The organism is Thermoactinomyces vulgaris, from assembly GCF_003688725.1.
Classification (GTDB): domain Bacteria; phylum Bacillota; class Bacilli; order Thermoactinomycetales; family Thermoactinomycetaceae; genus Thermoactinomyces; species Thermoactinomyces vulgaris.
The window spans coordinates 12,945-32,281 of sequence record NZ_REFP01000015.1; the positions used below are offsets into that span (position 1 = coordinate 12,945).

At 46.3% G+C, this 19,337-nt stretch carries 20 protein-coding genes; 15 read left to right on the forward strand and 5 right to left on the reverse strand.

Annotation, left to right across the window (positions count from 1 at the left end):
* The first annotated feature begins 42 nt into the window (after nt 1–42).
* Complete coding sequence (locus tag ATH33_RS13135) at nt 43–315, forward strand: hypothetical protein (protein ID WP_037996198.1); 273 nt, start codon at nt 43–45, stop codon at nt 313–315.
* 23 nt (nt 316–338) lie between these two features.
* Nucleotides 339–1,598, forward strand: a complete 1,260-nt coding sequence (gene purD / locus ATH33_RS13140) for a phosphoribosylamine--glycine ligase (protein ID WP_037996191.1) — start codon at nt 339–341, stop codon at nt 1,596–1,598.
* Between the two features lie 136 nt (nt 1,599–1,734).
* Here the strand turns inward: purD and ATH33_RS13145 are convergent, their stop codons facing one another.
* Complete coding sequence (locus tag ATH33_RS13145) at nt 1,735–1,947, reverse strand: hypothetical protein (protein WP_037996188.1); 213 nt, start codon at nt 1,945–1,947, stop codon at nt 1,735–1,737.
* 708 nt (nt 1,948–2,655) lie between these two features.
* A complete protein-coding gene (locus tag ATH33_RS13155) occupies nt 2,656–2,853 on the reverse strand; it encodes a YgaP family membrane protein (protein WP_037996180.1) in 198 nt (65 codons plus the stop codon).
* 122 nt (nt 2,854–2,975) lie between these two features.
* On the opposite strand from ATH33_RS13155, the gene ATH33_RS13160 reads away from it, so the two are divergent.
* Nucleotides 2,976–4,757, forward strand: coding sequence for an adenine deaminase C-terminal domain-containing protein (locus ATH33_RS13160; protein ID WP_052186760.1), 1,782 nt, complete (start codon nt 2,976–2,978; stop codon nt 4,755–4,757).
* A gap of 110 nt (nt 4,758–4,867) precedes the next feature.
* Here the strand turns inward: ATH33_RS13160 and ATH33_RS13165 are convergent, their stop codons facing one another.
* Nucleotides 4,868–5,695 (reverse strand): ABC transporter ATP-binding protein, encoded by an 828-nt coding sequence (locus ATH33_RS13165; protein ID WP_049719587.1) that lies wholly within the window; start codon nt 5,693–5,695, stop codon nt 4,868–4,870.
* Nucleotides 5,696–6,050: 355 nt separating this feature from the next.
* Between ATH33_RS13165 and ATH33_RS13170 the strand changes: the two genes are divergently transcribed.
* The 4 genes from ATH33_RS13170 to ATH33_RS13660 all read left to right on the forward strand — a co-directional run bounded on the left by ATH33_RS13170 (nt 6,051) and on the right by ATH33_RS13660 (nt 9,382).
* Nucleotides 6,051–7,400 carry an O-antigen ligase family protein gene (locus ATH33_RS13170; RefSeq protein WP_037996176.1) on the forward strand — a complete coding sequence of 450 codons (1,350 nt, stop codon included), beginning with the start codon at nt 6,051–6,053 and terminating at the stop codon, nt 7,398–7,400.
* A 124-nt stretch (nt 7,401–7,524) separates the two neighbouring features.
* Nucleotides 7,525–8,121: a 3D domain-containing protein gene (locus tag ATH33_RS13175; protein ID WP_049719588.1), complete on the forward strand. Its 597-nt coding sequence runs from the start codon at nt 7,525–7,527 to the stop codon at nt 8,119–8,121.
* Nucleotides 8,122–8,284: 163 nt separating this feature from the next.
* The gene (locus ATH33_RS13180; RefSeq protein ID WP_121874503.1) at nt 8,285–9,184 is read left to right on the forward strand and encodes a DNA-3-methyladenine glycosylase family protein; all 900 of its coding nucleotides are present in this window, start codon (nt 8,285–8,287) and stop codon (nt 9,182–9,184) included.
* Between the two features lie 45 nt (nt 9,185–9,229).
* Complete coding sequence (locus tag ATH33_RS13660; RefSeq protein WP_165489714.1) at nt 9,230–9,382, forward strand: hypothetical protein; 153 nt, start codon at nt 9,230–9,232, stop codon at nt 9,380–9,382.
* 77 nt (nt 9,383–9,459) lie between these two features.
* On the opposite strand, the gene ATH33_RS13185 is transcribed toward ATH33_RS13660, so the two are convergent.
* On the reverse strand, nt 9,460–10,392 hold the full coding sequence (locus ATH33_RS13185) for a mechanosensitive ion channel family protein (protein ID WP_049719590.1): 933 nt from the start codon (nt 10,390–10,392) through the stop codon (nt 9,460–9,462).
* A gap of 34 nt (nt 10,393–10,426) precedes the next feature.
* On the reverse strand, nt 10,427–11,404 hold the full coding sequence (locus ATH33_RS13190) for a metal-dependent hydrolase (protein WP_037996171.1): 978 nt from the start codon (nt 11,402–11,404) through the stop codon (nt 10,427–10,429).
* Nucleotides 11,405–11,646: 242 nt separating this feature from the next.
* On the opposite strand from ATH33_RS13190, the gene mutY reads away from it, so the two are divergent.
* From mutY to codY, 8 genes are all read left to right on the forward strand, one after another.
* Nucleotides 11,647–12,750 (forward strand): A/G-specific adenine glycosylase, encoded by a 1,104-nt coding sequence (gene mutY / locus ATH33_RS13195; protein ID WP_206760065.1) that lies wholly within the window; start codon nt 11,647–11,649, stop codon nt 12,748–12,750.
* A gap of 3 nt (nt 12,751–12,753) precedes the next feature.
* Nucleotides 12,754–14,106: a VanW family protein gene (locus ATH33_RS13770; protein WP_220214893.1), complete on the forward strand. Its 1,353-nt coding sequence runs from the start codon at nt 12,754–12,756 to the stop codon at nt 14,104–14,106.
* A 457-nt stretch (nt 14,107–14,563) separates the two neighbouring features.
* Nucleotides 14,564–15,253 (forward strand): hypothetical protein, encoded by a 690-nt coding sequence (locus ATH33_RS13205; protein WP_037996169.1) that lies wholly within the window; start codon nt 14,564–14,566, stop codon nt 15,251–15,253.
* Nucleotides 15,254–15,317: 64 nt separating this feature from the next.
* Entirely contained in the window at nt 15,318–15,761 is a 444-nt protein-coding gene (locus ATH33_RS13210; RefSeq protein WP_082240699.1) for a GNAT family N-acetyltransferase, read from the forward strand.
* Nucleotides 15,762–16,448: 687 nt separating this feature from the next.
* Nucleotides 16,449–17,279: a pyrroline-5-carboxylate reductase gene (proC, locus tag ATH33_RS13215; RefSeq protein WP_037996166.1), complete on the forward strand. Its 831-nt coding sequence runs from the start codon at nt 16,449–16,451 to the stop codon at nt 17,277–17,279.
* 30 nt (nt 17,280–17,309) lie between these two features.
* On the forward strand, nt 17,310–17,648 hold the full coding sequence (locus ATH33_RS13220) for a hypothetical protein (RefSeq protein WP_121874504.1): 339 nt from the start codon (nt 17,310–17,312) through the stop codon (nt 17,646–17,648).
* Nucleotides 17,649–17,781: 133 nt separating this feature from the next.
* Nucleotides 17,782–18,306 carry a signal peptidase I gene (gene lepB, locus ATH33_RS13225; RefSeq protein WP_170151269.1) on the forward strand — a complete coding sequence of 175 codons (525 nt, stop codon included), beginning with the start codon at nt 17,782–17,784 and terminating at the stop codon, nt 18,304–18,306.
* Between the two features lie 220 nt (nt 18,307–18,526).
* Entirely contained in the window at nt 18,527–19,306 is a 780-nt protein-coding gene (gene codY / locus ATH33_RS13230) for a GTP-sensing pleiotropic transcriptional regulator CodY (protein ID WP_037996159.1), read from the forward strand.
* The last annotated feature ends 31 nt before the right edge of the window (nt 19,307–19,337 follow it).

The window sequence follows — 19,337 nt, forward strand, 5'->3', positions numbered from 1 at the left end:
AATTTTTGTGGAAAATGTAAATAGCACAAAGGAGGAATGTTGATGCGTCTCCTTTCATGGTCTCTCATGTGGATCGGCATCGCTCTGGCTTTAACCGGGGTGACGACCTATTGGGCGTATGACCTGGATCCCGCTGTTTGGCAAAGGCAACTGCAGACCGCAAGCGGTGTCTTTTACATGGCGGCGATGATCATCGGCGGGGTGTTTACAACCAAACGGTCTTATCGCCATAAAAACCCTTTGGATAAAGAGCGGTCCTTTATCTGCATCATGGTCACACTGGGATTGTTTACGATCAGCCTGATGATTTCATAAGAAGAGCGGGGAGGAGACAATAAGTGAAAGTGCTGGTTGTCGGCAACGGAGGAAGAGAACATGCCATTGTTTGGAGTTTGCTCAAAAGCCCCAAGGTGGAAAAAGTGTATTGTGCACCAGGCAACGGAGGCATTCAGAAAGATGCCGAATGTGTGGATATTGCCGCCACCGACATTGAGGGGCTGGTTCACTTTGCAAAGGAAACCAAGGTGGATTTAACGGTGGTCGGTCCTGAAGTTCCCTTGTTGTCGGGAATTGTTGACCGCTTTGAAGAAGAGAGGCTTGCCATCTTTGGGCCCCGCAGGGAAGCGGCACGGATTGAAGGAAGCAAACGTTTTGCCAAAGAGTTCATGAAAAAATACGGAATTCCGACGGCGGATTTCAAGTCATTCACGGAATCTTCGAAAGCGATTGAATATATCCGCGGGAAAGGAGCCCCCATTGTCGTTAAGGCGGATGGTTTGGCTGCCGGAAAAGGGGTTGTGGTGGCAAGCACTGTGGAAGAAGCGGAAAAAGCCGTCATTGACGCAATGGAAGAAAAGGTTTTTGGCGATGCCGGCCGGGAGATTGTCATTGAAGAGTTTTTAAGCGGTCAGGAAATGTCGTTGATGGCGTTTATGGACGGAAAAACGGTCAAACCGATGGTGGTTGCTCAAGACCATAAGCCGGTGTTCGATCATGATCAAGGCCCCAACACCGGGGGAATGGGCGCTTATTCACCGGTTCCCCAGATTCCGGAAGAAGTGATCCGCGAAGCCGTTGAAACAATTTTGCTTCCTGTACAAAAGGCGTTTCAGGAAGAAGGAATCGAGTATAAAGGCGTCTTGTATGCGGGGTTGATGATCACCGCATCCGGGCCGAAAGTGATCGAATTCAATGCCCGCTTTGGCGACCCGGAAACACAAGTGGTGCTGCCCAGACTGAAAACGGATTTGGTGGAAATCATGGAATCGGTCATCGATGGCAAGCTCTCGGAACAGGACATCGTGTGGAGTGATCAAGCTGCTGTTTGCGTGATTCTGGCCTCGGGCGGTTATCCGGGATCGTATCAAAAAGGAATGGCCATTCAGGGGCTTGACAAACCGGCTGCCGATACGGTGATTTTTCATTCCGGAACGGTTTTGAGCGGTGAAGAGTGGTTAACGGCAGGAGGACGGGTTTTGGGAGTGACGGCATGGGGTGAGTCGATTCAAGAAGCACAAACGCGGGCTTATGAGCGGGTTAAACAAATTTCGTTTGACAATGTTCATTACCGGACAGATATTGCAAAGAAAGCTTTGTAAATCGCTGAACGGGACTGCTGGAACCAAACCAGCAGTTTTTTTATATGTAAGGAAAATAATAAAAACGAGCCACTGGGTCAGGCTCGTTAAATTTGGCAACCGGCACCGGTTGCGCAATAAAAGCCGTTTTCATTGATTATCCAATTTGAGTCGTTTCTTTTTCACCTTGAATGCTGATTCCATTGACCGGGATCTTAAACCACCAACCACCTTGTGTTTTTTTGACCGGTTGGTAACCCGCTTTTTTCAGGGAACGGGCAACCGTCCAGCTGGCGGTGTATACGGTGGCCAAATTGGTCGACTCATCAAATTGGATCACAGTTTCTTTTTCCATTTCGCTAAGAGACATATAACTCACGCTCCTAAACGGTTTTAATTTTCAAAAAACCGATCGTTTGTTCGCATTGCTATTAACCTTATTGTACCACTTTTTTTATGAAATGCCACCTCTGAATCAAAATCAACTTGATTCTTTTTTTCGACGTCAGGTTACAAATTATCCTGCTTATTCATGATAAAAAATGACGAAATTTGTATACAATATTACCAAAGTTCGATTTTTGTCGAATGAAGAGTTGGAAAGGTCGGACAAGTGTTATGGTGATCTTAGCTTGATTCTACGCCATCTGACGCATTTAATCAACTGCCATCTTACAGCACAGGAAGGAAAAAGGCTGAAAAAAGCGTTAAAATTCTTGTCGATCAGGTGGATGAGAGATTTTTATGAAGAATTTTTCATCAATTTTTCACGAATGAAAGCGTTTTCCTGTGTGTTGGCAGACACCTCGTATGTCAGAAACCGTCAAATTTCGAAGGTGACCCGCGGGACAGATTTTCTTGAAAATCATTATACAAAAGAGTCAGAATTTAATCAAGAGATTCTCTTTTATATTTTTATATTTTCATGTTATTTATGATTGCGTCTCCCCTTTCTTTTTCTAAATCAGGAAAAAAGGGGAGAAAAAAATTAAATTTTCATAGATTCCGTCATGAAAATGCAATCATCCATTCCATGATTCATTCTAATATTGTATAGTTTTAATTAAATATAACTTTTTCATGAAAGGTTTCTGTTTTCTTTTCCGAAAATGGCGATAATTGGACAAAAACGGGTGATCCCCTCTGCGACTTTCAGAGCCGAATGAATCGCCAAACACCAAGGAAAACGTCGTTTTGTCGATGCACAATAAGCCAAACCAACCAGTCCGAACGTAATGCGAATCAAAGCATCCAACGTACCCACATTCTTTTGCAAAGGAATTCCTCCTTTCGGCTTGTTACTGTTATTTTTGCAGGTTGTGCGCCGAAGTATGCAACCTGTGGGCAGGTAAAATGTTGTTCGACTGGCAAGTACAAAAATTGAAGGGGAGAGAAAGATTGTTCATCGAGATTTCAGCTGCGGAACAAAACAGGTTGATTGATGTGGCAATGGGAAGAATAGCCCCCAGCAAGTTGATCTTGGGAGGAACGGTACTGAATGTATACACCGGACAGCTGGAAAGAGCCGATATTGCCCTGTCCGGAAAAAGAGTGGCCTATGTTGGTCCGATGGAGCAAAGCGGGCTGAAGCTGGATGAAGAGATTCCCACTCTGGATGCGACCGGGCAGGTGTTGGTCCCCGGATATATCGAACCTCACGCACATCCGTCACAAATTTACCATCCGTTGACACTGGCTGAAAAAGCCGGATCACTGGGTACCACCACTTTGATTTGTGATAATGTGGTCTTTTTTGCCGAAAAAAATTTGTCACAAGTCATACATATGATGGATCAATTCAAGAAGTCACCCGTTAAATTTTTCTGGTGGGCACGGCTGGATCCCCAAGCTACTTTGCCGGATGAACGGCAAGGATTGTTTGAGCAAAAACGGGTGGAAGAAATGATCGGCTATGACCAGGTGGTGCAAACCGGCGAGCTGACCGACTGGGCGTCCCTGTTGGATGGCGATGAGAAAATGGTTTCCTGGATCACTTCGGCCAAGAATCAAGGCAAAAAAGTGGAGAGCCATGCTCCAGGGGCTTCTTATCAAACTTTGGCCAGATTGTCTGCGGCCGGCGTGACCGGTGATCATGAAAGCATCAGCTGCGATGAAGTATTAAATAGACTCCGCTTGGGTTATATGGTCTCCTTGAGATACAGTTCCATCCGCCCGGACCTTCCGGAGATCATGAAAGAACTGGTCCGGCAAGAGAATGTGCCGTGGCACCGGTTGATGATGACAAGCGACGGAGCGACGCCGTTATGTTTTAAAGATGGCTTTGTTGATTATTTGATTCGTTTGGCCATCGAAAGCGGTTGTCCCCCGGTTCATGCTTACCAAATGGCAACCATCAATCCGGCGGTTTATTACCGTATGGATGAGCATTTGGGAGGGATTGCCCCGGGACGGATCGCCGACATTAACTTTTTGTCTTCATTAAATGATCCCACTCCTGTCAAGGTGATGGCAAACGGCGAAGTGATTGCTGAAAACGGAAGATACAAGGAAGAGAAAAAATTGTCGCGTGAATCCGTCTATGCGGGAATGAAGTGGGATATGTCATCCTTTGAAGTGAAGCCGGAGGACTTGACCATTCCGGATCCGGGGAAAAAGAAATTTCCGGTGATCCAATTGATCAACTCTGTGATCACCAAACGGTCCAAAGAAAAAGTGGAAGCAAAAGATGGAAAAGTTTATTTGCCGGAGGGAGATGAACGGCTGTTTTCTTTTTTGATTGACCGGAACGGCCGATGGATCACCCCCGGATTGTTGCGCGGATTTGCCGTCGGGATTGACGGAATGGCGACAACCAACACGGGGTCGCGCGATATATTGGTTTTGGGAAGGGATCCGGAAGCGATGGCGATGGCTGCCAATCAAGTGATCCGGGATCAAGGGGGATTGGTTTGGATTCAGGATGGAAAGGAAAAGTTTCATCTGCCTCTGCCTTTATTGGGCATCATGGTGGATTTGTCCATCGATGAACTGATCGAACGGTTGGAGCTTTTTATTGACGAACTGAAACAGTATGGGTTTTCCCATTTGGATCCGCTGTTTACCATGACGTTTTTATCTTCCACGCATCTCCCTTATATCCGGCTCACCAGTGAGGGGATCATGCAAGTGAAAAAGAAGAAAGTGGAGTATCCTTCCAGTCGGCTATTGGAGTTGGTATAGTGGTTTTGAAGCGCTGAAAAATGCAGGTGGGCTTCTCTGGATGAGACCCACCTCTTCCCTTCCCAAATGGCGGAAAATTCGGATAATAAAAATGGCAGCCGCAGAGGATTTCAGGAAATCCCCGTTGCTGTGAAAGTTTGTTGAGAGATCCGGCGCCCTTTTCCGTAAGGGATGCACAAGGGGGTGCCAAAAATCGGATCGGTTGTAACCTTGGACTTCAGTTTGAAAACTTCTTCCACCATGCGTTCGTTGACCACCTTTTCCGGAGCGCCTTGGGCATAGACGGTTTGGTTTTGAATGGCGACAATATGATGGGCATACCGGCAGGCCAAATTCAGATCATGCAGGACCATCACAATGGTACGTCCTTCTTTTTGATTAAGGTCAAACAAAAGATCTAAAATTTCAATTTGGTGAGTAACATCCAGATAGGTGGTCGGCTCATCCAACAGAATGATATCCGTGTCTTGAGCCAGGGTCATCGCGATCCAGGCACGTTGCCGTTGCCCTCCTGACAAGGAGTCCAAGGGATGATCGGCATATTCCGTCATTTGGGTCATTTTTAAAGCCCACATTACTTTTTCTTCATCTTCCTTGGACCATTGGCTGGCCCAGGTTTGATAAGGATAACGGCCTTGCTTGACCAGTTGCATCACGGTGAATCCTTCGGGGGTTTCGGGCCCTTGGGGAAGGATCGCCAACTGTTTGGCGATTTCTTTGGAAGGACGTTTGTGAATTTCTTTTCCATTTAAAGTGATTTGCCCTGCGATCGGTTTTAAAAGCCGCGCCAGCGAGCGCAGGAGAGTCGATTTCCCGCAGCCGTTGCTTCCGACAAAAACCGTGATTTTTCCATGCGGGATTTCCAAATTTAATTCCCGGATGATGGTGGAAGAGCCGTATGCCAGTGTCAATTGGTGAGCGATGATGCCTTTTTGCAATAGGAACGCCTCCAGTCAGCCCTTGATCGGACAGCATTTGCATTTGTCTTTCATTCTATGAGAATAATTTTCAATCGTCAACGTGATTAAAATTTGTAATCCATTTTATTCTTTTTAGATAAATGATATTTTCTATTTGACCCGGAGAGAGGGTTTGGATATATTAGTCTTTATGGTAGGGAAAGGGTTGCTTTTTTCTTGAAGGAATAAAGAGGAATGAACCGATGGGCGAATCGAAATATATATAAATTACGTGTACAATGTAGAGTAGGAATAAAAAAGGCGATTTTGTCCACAATAATTTTGCATGTGCTGTCGAAGATGAGCGAAACTTGATCAAAAGGAGTTTATACTCTTGAAAGTAATAAATTTCTGGGGAAATCAACGGTTGGCACAGTTTTTATTTTTATCCATTATCTTGACGCCATTGTTGCCGCCGGTTGCCCTTTTGTGCATTGCAGCAGCTGTTTTGTGGCATCGGAAAGAATACCGGTTTTTGAAATCCCTTGATTGGCCGGAGAAGGCTTTCATCGGGTTCATGCTGATTTCCGCGGTCAGCTGGCTGGTGGAACCTTCCTGGTTTTACGGGATTCCCGTCGGGTTGATTCCGATTGCCATGTTTGGGCTTTATTGGATGTTGGCGGTTTGGATCCGCCATTTGAGCTGGTCTTGGCAAGAAGTGCAAAAGACGTACCTTGCTTTTTGGCTGAGCGGTCTTTACATTGCGGTCATTGTTTTTATCCAGCAAATGGATTGGCATGTCATCAATGACTCCTTTGTAGGTAATATTTTACAATTTTACAATGATTTTCGTTTTCAATCGGAACGATCCGTCCGCAGCATCGGAACGTCGGGAAATTCCAATTTGACTGCCGCTTTGCTCATCTGTTTTTCCTTGATGAGCATTTATGCCGCATCCGTGTTGAAGAAAAAATGGCATAAGTTGATGGCATTTTTGATTTTCGGGGTTTATGTGACGGCGATTTGGTGTACGGGTTCCCGCGGTGCATGGGCCGGATTGCTCATCGGCTTGATTGTCCAGCTGTGGATGACGGGACACCGAAAACGAACTGTGACGATTACGCTTGCCATTTTTTTGCTGATTTCTTGTTTTCCCGAGCTGATCCCGCGCAAGGAAACCTTGCAGGCAACCATTGAAGTCCGTTTGGAAGTGTGGACAACCGCGTTCAAGATTTTCAGGGAACATTGGTTGCTCGGGGTGCTGCCCCTTCATTTCGGCCAACTTTTTGTCAAAGAAGCCGGATTTTATGTTTATCATGCCCATAACATTTTTTTGGGGGTTGCCAGTGAGTTCGGTGTGTTGGGGTTGGGGCTGTTTCTTTGGATGTTGCTTTTGACCATCCAACGGGCGAGGCGCTGGCGGAAGGTGGCCAACCAAAAAGAAGAAAAAAGGCTGGCCGGAATGCTCTTGTCTTTGACCATTGCTCTTTTGGGGCATGGAATGTATGACTATCCGATTATTGCTCCGCAGATCGGCCTGATGTTTATGCTTAGTGTCATTATCATTCATACTCAGTATGTTCGTCGTTGCGTCAATAAGCCGGACTGGAGCAAGTCTTCGGAACCCGAGCGGGAATTTCCCGCTTTTTCGGAGCGAAAAGTGATTTCATGGATCTTGCTCTTTATCCCGTATGAAGTGATGTACTGGATTTATCGCGTTTTTGTACACCGGAAAATCGAGTAGAAGCCGGGGAAATGCATTTCCCCGGCTTTTTTGTATTCATCCAAGAGGAACAAGAGTGTATAAAATCTGAAAAATTAGATCAGGATGGTACCATGAAAAAACTTTTTGGTTTGAGGTGGTACCCGTGAAATGGATACATATGCTTTGCTTTGTTTTGTCTTTCTCTCTGGCAGCCTGTTGGTTGGCCGGTGATGCCGGGGCCGAAAGCCTTGCGGAGGACGCGGTGGTGGTTCAAAAAGGGGATACGTTGACCCGGTTGGCGAGGAAATATGAGGTTTCCGTGAACGATTTGGTGCGGATGAACCACCTGAAGGATCCGGATAAGATCTATCCGGGACAAAAATTGCGGATCCGGAAAAAACAAGGATCCGTCCAATTGTCTGCCCATGCCATGCCGGCGATGAAAAGAGGGAAGGACCTCGGTGAATTTACGCTCACGGCCTACACGGCCGGACCGGAGTCGACAGGCAAACGGCCGGGTGACCCGGGGTACGGGATCACAGCCAGTGGAAGTCCGGTAATGGAAGGATTGACCATTGCCGTCGATCCGGATGTGATTCCCATCGGCTCCCGTGTTTACATTGAGGGAATTGGTTACCGGATTGCCCAAGACACCGGAGGGGCGATCAACGGGCGGCGGATAGACGTTTACATGGAAGATCTGGATGAAGCCCTTCAATTCGGAGTCAAGAGAAATGTCCGCGTCGAAATGGTGGAATGAGTTTTTTCCGTCTTGGGCGATGGTTCGTTCACCGGATCATTGCCGCCCTGCCAAAAATCCGATCCATAATTGTGAATTTTACGAACAATGGGCTTTTCCTGATGGAAAAGTCTTTTTTTTTGATTGGGGATGAGCATAAAATGAAAGGGAAAGGAGAAATCCGATGGAATTTTCACTTCCATTGCGTTATCCGTATTCATTTAAACTTACGACCAAACGCCTTCATTCATTTGAAAAAAGCATTTATCGTTGCCGACATGGCCGTTTTCAGCGTACCATTCACGGAAAGCACGGTCCGTTATTGCTCTCGGTAAGCTGTGACGAGGAGGATGTTGCCCTGAAGGTGGAGATCACCGGGAAGGTGGAGGAACAGGAAGAAGAAGGGTTCCGCAAAAAAGTGGCCCGCATGTTTTCCACCGAAGTGGACTTGCAACCGTTCTATGAACAAATGGAACAAGTCCCGGAGTTGGCCCCGGTGATCCTGGCACGGAAGGGATTGCATTTTGTGCTGGATCCCGACTTGCATGAGTGTTTGATCAAAACGATCATCGGGCAACAATTGAATGTATCTTTTGCAGCTGTCCTCATTCGCCGTTTGATTGAACTGGCAGGGGATGAAGCCGAATTTCAAGGAGAACGATGGGCTGTTTTCCCGACCCCGGAACAGATTGCCCGGCTCAGGTATGAGGATTTGCAAGAGATCCAGTTCAATCGTCGCAAAGCAGAATACATTATCGATTTGTCGAGAAGGATAGCCGGCGGCAAATTGGATCTGGAGGCACTGGACAGATGTTCCGATGAGGAAGTCTTTGCCCGCTTGCTTCCAATCCGGGGGATTGGACGTTGGACGGCGGAATGTGTGATGCTATTTGGACTGGGGAGGCCCGATCTGCTCCCGGCCCAGGATATCGGGCTGAGAAATGCGGTCAAACAGTTTTATTCCATGCAAGAAAGACCGGATGAACCGACCATCCGGCAACTTGGCAGAAGTTGGTCCCCCTATGCCAGTTATGTTACTTTTTATTTATGGGATGCCCTGAGCGACCTGAAAAACGGGGAATAATGGAAATGGCAATGTCGATCGACATTTGTAAAGGAGAAGATGAAAGTGGCAAGGAAGAGAGCTCAACAAAAGAAGAAACGTGTTGCGGAAGTCGATGCCCATGGCATCTTGATGCGGGATCTCAAAGCGATGGCAGTGTGGACAGGGATTGCAATTCTTGCCATTACCGTCTTTGTGCTTGCCGGGCAGTTTCTATAAAAAAAACCGTTGACGAAACAGTGGTCGGAAAAACAGAAAAGCCCCTCCTTCAAAAAGGAGGGGCTGATTGTATTTCCTTACACTTCAAAGCCTTCTTTGACCAGTTTCGCTTCTTGTCCGTCTTCTAAGTGATATACCACACTGCGCGGATAAGCGAAGTCGATTTTGTATCTGTGCAAAACAAGAATGGTTTCTTTTCGGATCGCCCTTTCCAGTGCCCAAAATTGATCCGGTTCGCTGAGGGCGGTCAGAGTGAATGTGACCCCGCTTGCATCCATCGTGGTGATCCCCATGATTTCCGGTTCTTGAATCAGAGAAGAGGCAAACTTTTCTTGAATGTTTGCACAAACCTCTTCCAATGCTTCATTCACTTTTGACAAGTCGGATTCATAAGGAACCGTCACGTTGACAATGGCCCGCATCTGATCCCGGTTGTAATTTGTCACTTGGTTGATGTTACCGTTCGCGAGATAATGCAGCCGTTGGTTAAATTCACGAATTTTGGTGATGCGGAGGCCGACTTCTTCGACCGTTCCGCGGATTTGACCGTTGATTTCCACATAATCGCCGACTTCCAACTGTCCTTCGAAGATCATAAAAAATCCGCTGATGACATCCCGGATCAGATTTTGTGCCCCGAAACCGACCGCCAAGCCCAGAACCCCGGCACCGGCCAGCACAGGCAGCGGATCAAAGCCGAGATTGATTAAGATGGTGAGTGCGGATATAAAGTAAATGGCATAACGGGCAATGGATTTGATCAACTTGCGGAGGGTTTGCGCTTTTTTGGATTCCATCCGGCTGATGTCAAAAATTTTATCCACAATCCGGTCGACAAAGCGAAGTGCCACGATCGTCAAAACAACGATGAGCGCAATTTGACCGGCTGGAAGGACAATGTAAGACATCGGATCTTCAATCATCCGGGTCAACAGGGTTTTGGTTTGCACTGCCAATTCCCCGGCGGCCGCAATTTGTGTATTCAATGTTTGTTCCGTTATTCCATTCATTCTTTTACTTCTCCTCCGGTTTCATCAAGCGAATTTATGAAATGAATTGTTTTGTTTTTTTATCTAATTGTTCTCTGCTCATCCAACCAACATAAGCGTAAAAGATCTGGTGTTGATGGTCAAGTAAAGCAATGGCAAAAAAGGGATAATGCCTTTTATAATGGTACCGGACGTCCAGCCAGCGGACTTCATAACCGTAGGGACGTTCAAAGACTTTGGGATATCCGTAAGAAGTAAAAGAAAGGAAAGCACGGATGGGTTCGGCCTTTTTCGATTCCTTGACGGCCGGATGAAGCATATCTTTGGTCGGAAAACGGCCGGTCCAATGGATTCGTTTACTCCGAATTTCACCCACTTTTGCCATTTCCGGGGTTTCAACGATCAAATTCCACACATTCCAGCGAAAAGTGGGGGTCAGAGTGTATCTGCCGAGCACATTGACTTGTTTTTGTGCCATCCGGAGCAGATTTCGCTGTTGCCAAAACCGGAGCGCAATATAACCGGCGATTGCCAAATAGACCAGAAGGAAGATTTTTCCGCTTTGAGCCGGCCATATCCACCACAAGGCAAATCCGGCCAGATGAAGGGAGAAAATGAAAGGATCAAAGATGTTCAAAACGTTAAAAGCCACCCAGTTTCTGGATAACGGACGGAACGCCTGGGTTCCGTAGGAATTAAACAAATCAATAAAGATATGGATAAAGACGGCAAGAAAGCTCCATAAAAACGTGTGTAACACATTTATTTCCGGTAGCAGAAGAAAAAGCCCAAGGGTGATGAGACCGGGCCAAACCAAAAGCATTGGCAATGAATGGCTGAATCCCCGGTGATTCCGGATATATTTGGCATTTCCTTTCAGGCGGTAAAGCGTATCGATATCCGGTATTTCAGATCCGATCACGGTTGCCAACAGCACCGATTTCATTGTTTCAGGATCGGTTGTGACCGCCGGATCCAATTGAGCCAATCCGAAAAGTCCCACCCCCATCACAAAATGGGTTCCTGTATCCATTCTTAGACCCTCCTCCGGGACAGACTGAACAAATTTTATCAGATTTTTATAATGAAAAGATTGACGTAATCGATAAAATTTATTTTAATAAAGCAACTACTGTCCATAGTTTAAAGGAACGTTAAAATTCATTTATACAAATTGGGGTCAGGTCGTGTATGATGTTAATAACAGGATTTTCTGTATCATCTCATTCAGATTATAACCTTTGGAACCGAATTCATGCTAAAGGAGGACACTGATTGCCAAAAAGTCGCGATATTGATAAACATTTATCCATCAGTGAAGAAAAACGACATACTATTCAGACACAATTACTGGCGTGGTACGGACAAAACAAGAGAGATTTGCCGTGGCGAAAAAACAAAGACCCTTACCGAATCTGGGTTTCCGAAATCATGCTGCAACAAACCCGCGTCGATACGGTGATCCCTTATTTTGAACGGTTTATGAAGCTGTTTCCCACGGTGGAAGATCTGGCCAATGCCCCCGAAGAACAAGTGCTGAAGGCTTGGGAAGGTTTGGGCTATTATTCGCGTGTACGAAATTTGCACCAAGCCGCCAAGCAAATCGTTCATGAAGGCGATGGGAAAATCCCTTCAGATAAAAAATCCATTTTAAAATTAAAAGGAATTGGCACTTATACCGCCGGAGCGGTGTTAAGCATTGCGTTTGACCAAAAAATTCCGGCTGTGGACGGGAACGTGATGCGCGTTTTTTCCCGTTTGTTTGCCATCGAAGAGGATATTGCATCCGGCACCACCCGGAAAAAGATGGAGTCTCTGGTGGAGCGTGTCATGCCGGAAGAAGCCCCGGGGGATTTCAACCAGGCGTTGATGGATTTGGGGGCAACCATTTGCACTCCGGTATCACCCGGCTGCTTGCTCTGTCCGGTTCGTTCGGTGTGTGAAGCCTATGAAAAAGGGATGGAAGAACAACTTCCGGTCAAAAAAAAGGCAAAACCGCCGGTGCAACAAGAGATGGTGATGGTCTTTTTTCAACATCAAAACTTGTTTATCGGGGAGAAAAGGCCTGAACAAGGATTGCTTGCCGGGCTTTGGGGTTTGCCGACCTTTGAGATCCCCAAAGGAGATCATCATTTGACAATCATAGAAAAATTTTGCAAAGAAAATCGAATACCTGCTTTAAATTATATAATCAAAGGAGAATTTCAACATGTTTTCAGCCATCGCCATTGGAAGGTGACGGTGGTGGAAGTGGAGCTTAAAAATACCGGCTTTGATTTGCCAACGTCATGGTCATGGCTGGAAAAAGAGAAAAGAGAAGAAAAAACCTGGGCCAATGTTTACCACAAAGCGTTTAAAACAGAACGAAAAAAAGTCTGACGGATGGATGATAAAAGGGAGAGTGTGATTGTGGAGGAAAAAGAGAAGAAGCATGAGGAACATTCCTCTGAAACAAAATCTGAGTTGGAGATCCGTGTGGATGATGGAAAGAAGCCGGAAGGGACAGGAAGCGGAGAGCAGCAGGCATTTGGCGATCCGGGGGCATTTTCCCCGACCGGGGCTGAAGAGCATGCAAAGGCTGAACAAGCCCATGCGAAACCGGAAGCAATGAGCAATGAGCAAAACAAACCAAATGAGAAAGCGGACGGGACCCCGGCCGGCGTGCCGCAGGAAAGAGGAATCCGGGAAAGGATCAAGAGTGAAATCAAAAACACTCCCCGTCCCAAAAAGATTTTGGTGAGCACCATCATCGCATCCATGACGGTGGTGGCGATCCTGGGCTTTGGTGTTTACGGCCCGGCAGGGACGACGGAAGAAGTTGCTGCGGTTCAAACGGAGGAAGAAAAGAAAGATCCGGCCAAACTGATTTTGCAACATGAGGACAAAAAATACGAGTTGGATTTGTGGCAATTGGGTTATGATGGAAAAAGTCCGGAAAGTGTGGATATGAAAAAATTAACCGAATGGTTGGACAGCGTCCGCAAGGAAGTGCGTGTCGAACCGAAGAATGCCCGGTTTGAGAACAACCGTTGGGGGGAGACCCTGATCAAGGGAGAATACGGAGAAGACATGGATGTGGAAAAAATGAAGGAATGGCTGAATAATTGGCATGCTTCCTTGAATCAACCGTATACGATCCCCATGGTTGAGGTGAAACCGGAGGTGACCAGCAATGATTTGCGCCAAGTGGATAAAAATTTGATCGGAAGCTACACCACCAAATTCAACCCAGGAAACGTCAACCGGACCACGAATATGCAGCTGGCCTCCAATGAGATTCATAATTTGGTCATGTTGCCCGGCGAAAAATTTTCATTCAACCAAGTGGTGGGAGAGCGCACTGAAGCAAGAGGATATAAAACCGCTCACGTGATTGTCAAAGGAGAATATACCGAAGGCATTGGCGGAGGCATTTGCCAAGTCTCTTCCACGTTATACAACAGTACGGACCGTGCCGGATTGAAAATGTTGAGAGTGGTCCATCACAGTGCAGATGTCGATTATGTGCCCAAAGGCCGGGATGCCACGGTTTCATGGGGCGGTCCGGATTTCCGCTTCCAAAACAATCTGGATGCTCCGATTCTTTTGAGGATCTTTATCAACGGCGGGGAACTGACGGCAAATGTTTATACGGTTCCCGGAGCCAAAGTGAAAAAGCGCAATGTGGCGCCGGCACCCGAATCCTTTACGGAAGTGGTCGTTGATCAGAGCGGAAAGGAAGTGCCGCAGTCTTAAACAAAAAACACCCTTCGGCCAAGATGAACGGGTCAAAGGGTGTTTTTTGTTCAGCCGGTTGGTTTTCATCCAACATGGCCGTGTCGGAAATAAGCACCAGATCGCATTGAAAACGTTTTTTGTATCTCTGTAAACAAGGGATGAGATGAGGACTGCCGATTTCTTCTTCTCCTTCAATCAGGAATTTCACATTCACGGGAAGACGTCCCTGCAAGACGAATTCAGAGGCTGACGCTGACCCGGGTGGTCAGTCCTTTTTGCTTATGGAACAACTGCGCGGCATGCATGATTTATACCGGTTATGCACCAAAGTGAATCCGCAAGGAATGCGTTTTGCAAATCACAACAAAAATAAAAAGATCTGGAAAAAAGTGATTGAAAGAAGAGGGGGCAGGATAAAATAAAGAAAAAGGAAAATTTTGCTGTTTTCTGAGTGTTCCGGCGGGGGTGGTAAGTGATGAAACATGTGTCTGTGGGGGTTCGCAAGCATTGGTTTTTATGGGTATTCCGCGGGTCGGCTCTTCTTCATTTTGTCACCGTTCTTTTTGTCATGTTCGTTCTTTTCCAACTGTCTCAGGGGTCCTGGCTCAGACGGTTCCGTTTTATGCAGGCGAATGAGGTCCTGGTGACGATCTCCTGGATTAGCATTCTGATTGCCGTTTTGTCCATTCTGGCTGTTTTCACCATCTTGTTGTTCACCCTCGACCGGCAATATCGCGTGATTTTGCAGTGGGGTTGGTTTATTCAATTGATGGGCAGCCTTTCCTTATTCATCCATGTCTTTATACAAATGTTTGTCTATCCATTGCTGATGAAAATGGCTTGGGAGACAACCAATCCGCTCTTGTTTCATCATCTGGATGATTGGGAACATTTACTTGTCCCCGCGATCAGCGTCTTTGTCCCCTCTTGTTGGGCCGTCGGCGGGTTGATCTATACCGCCGTGATGTTCCGGTCATCGGGTCTTTCCCGCTTGCTTCATTGGTGGTCGTTGCTGGTTTGGGTCATGGTTCTGACCGGGGCGGTCTTGGTGCGGTGGGTCGGTTCTGCGGCGGTTTTCTGGCAGGGGGCTGCCATCCTTTTGTTTGTCCCGTGGCTTTGGTATGCGGCTGAAGATATGAATCCGATTGGAAATGAAATGGATTGAAATAAAATTAGTTCTTGAGGTAAAATAAATAAGCCGAGAATGGGATCTGAAGCGGGGGGAAAAAATGATACGCTTACGTTCTTTTCGATTGTCAGATGTACATGATGTATCAAACATTTGGCAAATGACAGCTTCTCGCGAGCAGGAAAAAGAAACGTTGCAAGTGTTGGCGGAACAAATCAGCTTGGACCGGGATTTGGTGATCGTGGCTGAAGAAGAAGGAACAGTGGTTGGTGCGATTGTTGGTACGATTGATCAACAAACGGGCTTTTTTTATTGTCTGGCTGTCCATCCTGACCATCAAAAGAGAAAAATTGGCACCATGTTGGTCCGTGAGTTGGAACATCGTTTTTGGAAAAAAGGAGTCAAAAGGATTTGGATCACAGTCGATGAAGGAACGAAAAAACTGCTCCCATTTTATCAACATCTCGGCTATACCAATAGTTGCTCCACTCGCTTGGAAAAAGAGTTGTATTCTGTCTTTCAAAGGCGTCAAACCGTTTCATAATTTTTTATGCTTTGAGTTTCTGCCGAAAGGCAGAGATTTTTTTGTGTCCAAATCCTTTTTTGGACCCCAAGCCTATTTAAGGATATCTGTTTTAAGTTAAGATTACTACACTTTGAATGCGCTTTCAAATTAAAATTATTTGAACGGTTTATTTTTTTGCCTGTTCCGCTTTTTTGAAAAGATGAACCGGCTTTCTTGTTTTGTTTTTTGTTATGTAAATTTTAATGATTCATCAAAAAATTATTAAATGTGTTTGGATGAATGCATTTGCTTTTTGCTTTCTCTTTTCTGCAAGCTCAAAACGGTTGCCGGGGTGGGGGCCGGGCCGTGATCTCCGGTTGACATCCCGATCGCAATGATTCATAATAGTTAGCAGAATTTCATGATCAGTGAGAAAAAACCGTTCGTACAACCGATATATGTTGGAAACGCGATGACGAGGGCCAGTAAAACATGACAAGCCGTACAGAGAGTAAAGCCCGCCGGTTGAGAGGCTTTGCCGGTGTTGTCTGTTTGAACCCACCCTTGTATGCGGAAGATGATGAATCTATCCGGGTTTTCCCGTTACAGATAAAAAGCCGGGCACAATGGATGTGCCAACAAAGGTGGTACCGCGGAAGACAAACCTCTTTCGTCCTTTAGGCGAAAAGAGGTTTTTTATTTTGAAACAAAGAGGAGGGATTTTTGATGCTTGCACACAAGACCATCGGGTTTATCGGCGCCGGATCCATGGCGGAAGCGATTTTGGAAGGGCTGATCACGGAGAAGAAGGTGAAGCCGCATCAAGTGAGCATGGTGAACCGGCAAAACCGCACGCGCATCAAAGAAATATGTCAAAAATACGGGCTTGATTGGACGAAGCAAAGCGAAGAAAATGTGGCCGGGGCAGAGATTGTGATTCTTGCGGTAAAACCCAAAGATACGGTCGAAGTGTTGAAAAAATGGGGAGAGCGTTTACAGGACGGACAAATTTTAATCTCTGCGGTGGCGGGAATCACCACGGAATTCATTGATAATTATTTACAAAATCGCGTTTCGGTGATGCGGGTGATGCCAAACACCTCTTGCCGGGTGGGGCGATCGGCCACGGCGATGAGCAAGGGAAGCCGGGCGACCCGGGAAGCGGTTGAGATCACAAGAGAGATTTTTTCCACTATCGGCTTGGTGGTCATGGTGGAAGAAGCTTTGATGGATGCCGTGACGGGCCTGTCGGGAAGTGGTCCGGCTTATATCTATACCATGACGGAAGCCATGGAGTCTGCCGGGGTATCGGCCGGTTTGGATCCGGAAACAGCCCGGATCTTAACGGTTCAAACTTTGCTGGGAGCGGCACATATGCTCATGGAAAGCGGAAAAAATGCCAGGCAGTTGTGTGAAGAAGTCACATCTCCCGGAGGCACCACCATGGCCGGTTTGCAGGCATTAAGGGATTATCGCTTTGACGAAGCGGTGAAAGCGGCCGTGCTGAAGGCGGCGAAGCGGGCCGGTGAATTGGGCAAACAACATGCTTCTTATTGAAATGTTGAGAGTCCATGACAAGGCGGGTTCATGGACTCTTTTTCATACCGGAGTCCGGTTTTCCCTGAAGTTGATTTAGTAAGGGATTTTTCTTTATTACAGAAAAAAATTAAATTCAGAGTTTTGGGTGTTTTATTTTATGTTATTTTTGGAAATAAAAAGACTAGAAACTTCATTGAGAGGAATGGAAAAGAGCCAAAAAAGACGGTGATGCCATCGGAGGAGCGGATGATAAAACTGCGTGTTTTTGGGTGTATTTGCCAAAAATACGTCATTTTGTTAACAAATGTTGGGTTTATGCTTGCAATTGACAGGGGAAAAGTGGTAGAACAAGATGATGTGAGTGAAAATTCCTTGGTTTGGCAATAGGTTTCTTTTTTAAAAAAAAAGATTCATTCTTTGTCTTCACCGTGTCGTCAGAAACCTTTTGCTCCGCGTCTGCTTCCTTCCGGTATCACCGGTACCTTGCGAGAATTGGGGGTAGATGATGGAGTGAATGAACATGGACTTGGTGAAACGATTGTATAAATGGGTGTTTGTGCTCATTTATGCAATCTTGTTTTCCTGGGCGGTCAACCATTACGGGATTGCACTATCCGTTGTGAACGGGACATCAATGAAGCCGACACTTCATGACGGGGACTATCTCCTTGTGAACAAATTTACATTCTTGTGGAATGAACCAAAACGGGGAGATATCGTCACGTTTCAAGATCCATCCAATCCCGGGCGTTATTTGGTGAAAAGGGTGGTGGGTGTCGGAGGGGACATCGTTGAAGTGAAAAATGGATATTTATACCTGAACGGGAAAAAAGCAGTCGAAGAGTATATTGACACCAAGATCGAAGACGGGGATTTCGGACCCGTCCGGGTAAAGCCGGGGACAGTATTCGTCATGGGAGATAACCGGCACCGGTATGCCAGCAAAGACAGCCGTTATGAAAGCGTGGGATTTGTTCCCTGCGAATTGATCAATGGAAAAGTGGAACGGATCTTATGGCGGTCTTTGTCCGGTTCTTCCCTTTAAAGCCATAAAGGAAACAATTTGGAATAGGTATAAAAGTCGAAAATTGTTCACAGAATTGAAATTGCGTAATTGCTTAAATGTCGCATAATAGGTAAGTGTTTACTTTTATTGATTTTCCCCGGAATTCAATCCCGTTAAAAATAACCCGTCTTTTGGACGGTCAAAAGGACGGCCCATAAACATACAAGAATCAAAGAAAATGAACTTGGAGGTTATGGATATGGATCTATTGAACAAAACACGACGCATTTCCAAAATTTTGCAAAGAAACGCAGGTCACAACCTGGTGGATTTTGATGAGGTTGCAGAAGCGCTTTGTGACATTATCGGCGCCAACATCTATGTCGTCGGGCCTGAAGGAAAACTGTTGGGAATGGCGATCAACCATGACGTCGAGAATGAACGGATGAATCAGTATTTGAAAACCCGTGAATTCCCGCCGGAATATGCAAAATTGCTCATGGAAGTTGACAAATCCATGACAAACGTGGATGTGGACAGCCCGTACACGGCTTATCCGACTGAAATGAAAGAGATGTTCAAAAACGGGTACACCACGATTGTTCCGATCATGGGTGGCGGTGACCACTTGGGAACATTGGTATTGTCCCGTCTGAACAATAAATTTGAAGAAGACGATTTGATCTTGGCAGAGTATGGGGCAACCGTCGTGGGAATGGAAATTTTGCGTGAGCGTGCCGGCCAAGTTGAAGAGGAAGCACGGAGCCGTGCGGTTGTACAGCTGGCCATCAACTCCCTGTCCTTCAGCGAGTTGGAAGCGGCTGAACACATTTTCAACGAATTGGATGGCATGGAAGGGCTCTTGGTCGCAAGCAAAATTGCCGACCGTGTGGGAATTACACGTTCCGTCATCGTAAATGCTCTGCGCAAACTGGAAAGTGCCGGGGTTGTGGAATCCCGTTCATTGGGAATGAAAGGAACCTACATCAAAATCCTGAATCCGAAATTGTTGCCGGCTTTGGAAAAAGCCCGTCACTGATGGATAAAACACCGGTCCCTTGTTCAAGGGG

Coding starts and splice junctions, on each gene's coding strand:
- ATH33_RS13135 (WP_037996198.1), top strand. CDS start 43: ATGCGTCTCCTTTCATGGTCTCTCATGTGGATCGGCATCGCTCTGGCT.
- ATH33_RS13145 (WP_037996188.1), bottom strand. CDS start 1,947: ATGTCTCTTAGCGAAATGGAAAAAGAAACTGTGATCCAATTTGATGAG.
- ATH33_RS13180 (WP_121874503.1), top strand. CDS start 8,285: ATGGAATTTTCACTTCCATTGCGTTATCCGTATTCATTTAAACTTACG.
- ATH33_RS13185 (WP_049719590.1), bottom strand. CDS start 10,392: ATGAATGGAATAACGGAACAAACATTGAATACACAAATTGCGGCCGCC.
- ATH33_RS13190 (WP_037996171.1), bottom strand. CDS start 11,404: ATGGATACAGGAACCCATTTTGTGATGGGGGTGGGACTTTTCGGATTG.
- ATH33_RS13770 (WP_220214893.1), top strand. CDS start 12,754: ATGGATGATAAAAGGGAGAGTGTGATTGTGGAGGAAAAAGAGAAGAAG.
- ATH33_RS13205 (WP_037996169.1), top strand. CDS start 14,564: ATGAAACATGTGTCTGTGGGGGTTCGCAAGCATTGGTTTTTATGGGTA.
- ATH33_RS13210 (WP_082240699.1), top strand. CDS start 15,318: ATGATACGCTTACGTTCTTTTCGATTGTCAGATGTACATGATGTATCA.
- proC (WP_037996166.1), top strand. CDS start 16,449: ATGCTTGCACACAAGACCATCGGGTTTATCGGCGCCGGATCCATGGCG.
- ATH33_RS13220 (WP_121874504.1), top strand. CDS start 17,310: ATGGACTCTTTTTCATACCGGAGTCCGGTTTTCCCTGAAGTTGATTTA.
- lepB (WP_170151269.1), top strand. CDS start 17,782: ATGGACTTGGTGAAACGATTGTATAAATGGGTGTTTGTGCTCATTTAT.
- codY (WP_037996159.1), top strand. CDS start 18,527: ATGGATCTATTGAACAAAACACGACGCATTTCCAAAATTTTGCAAAGA.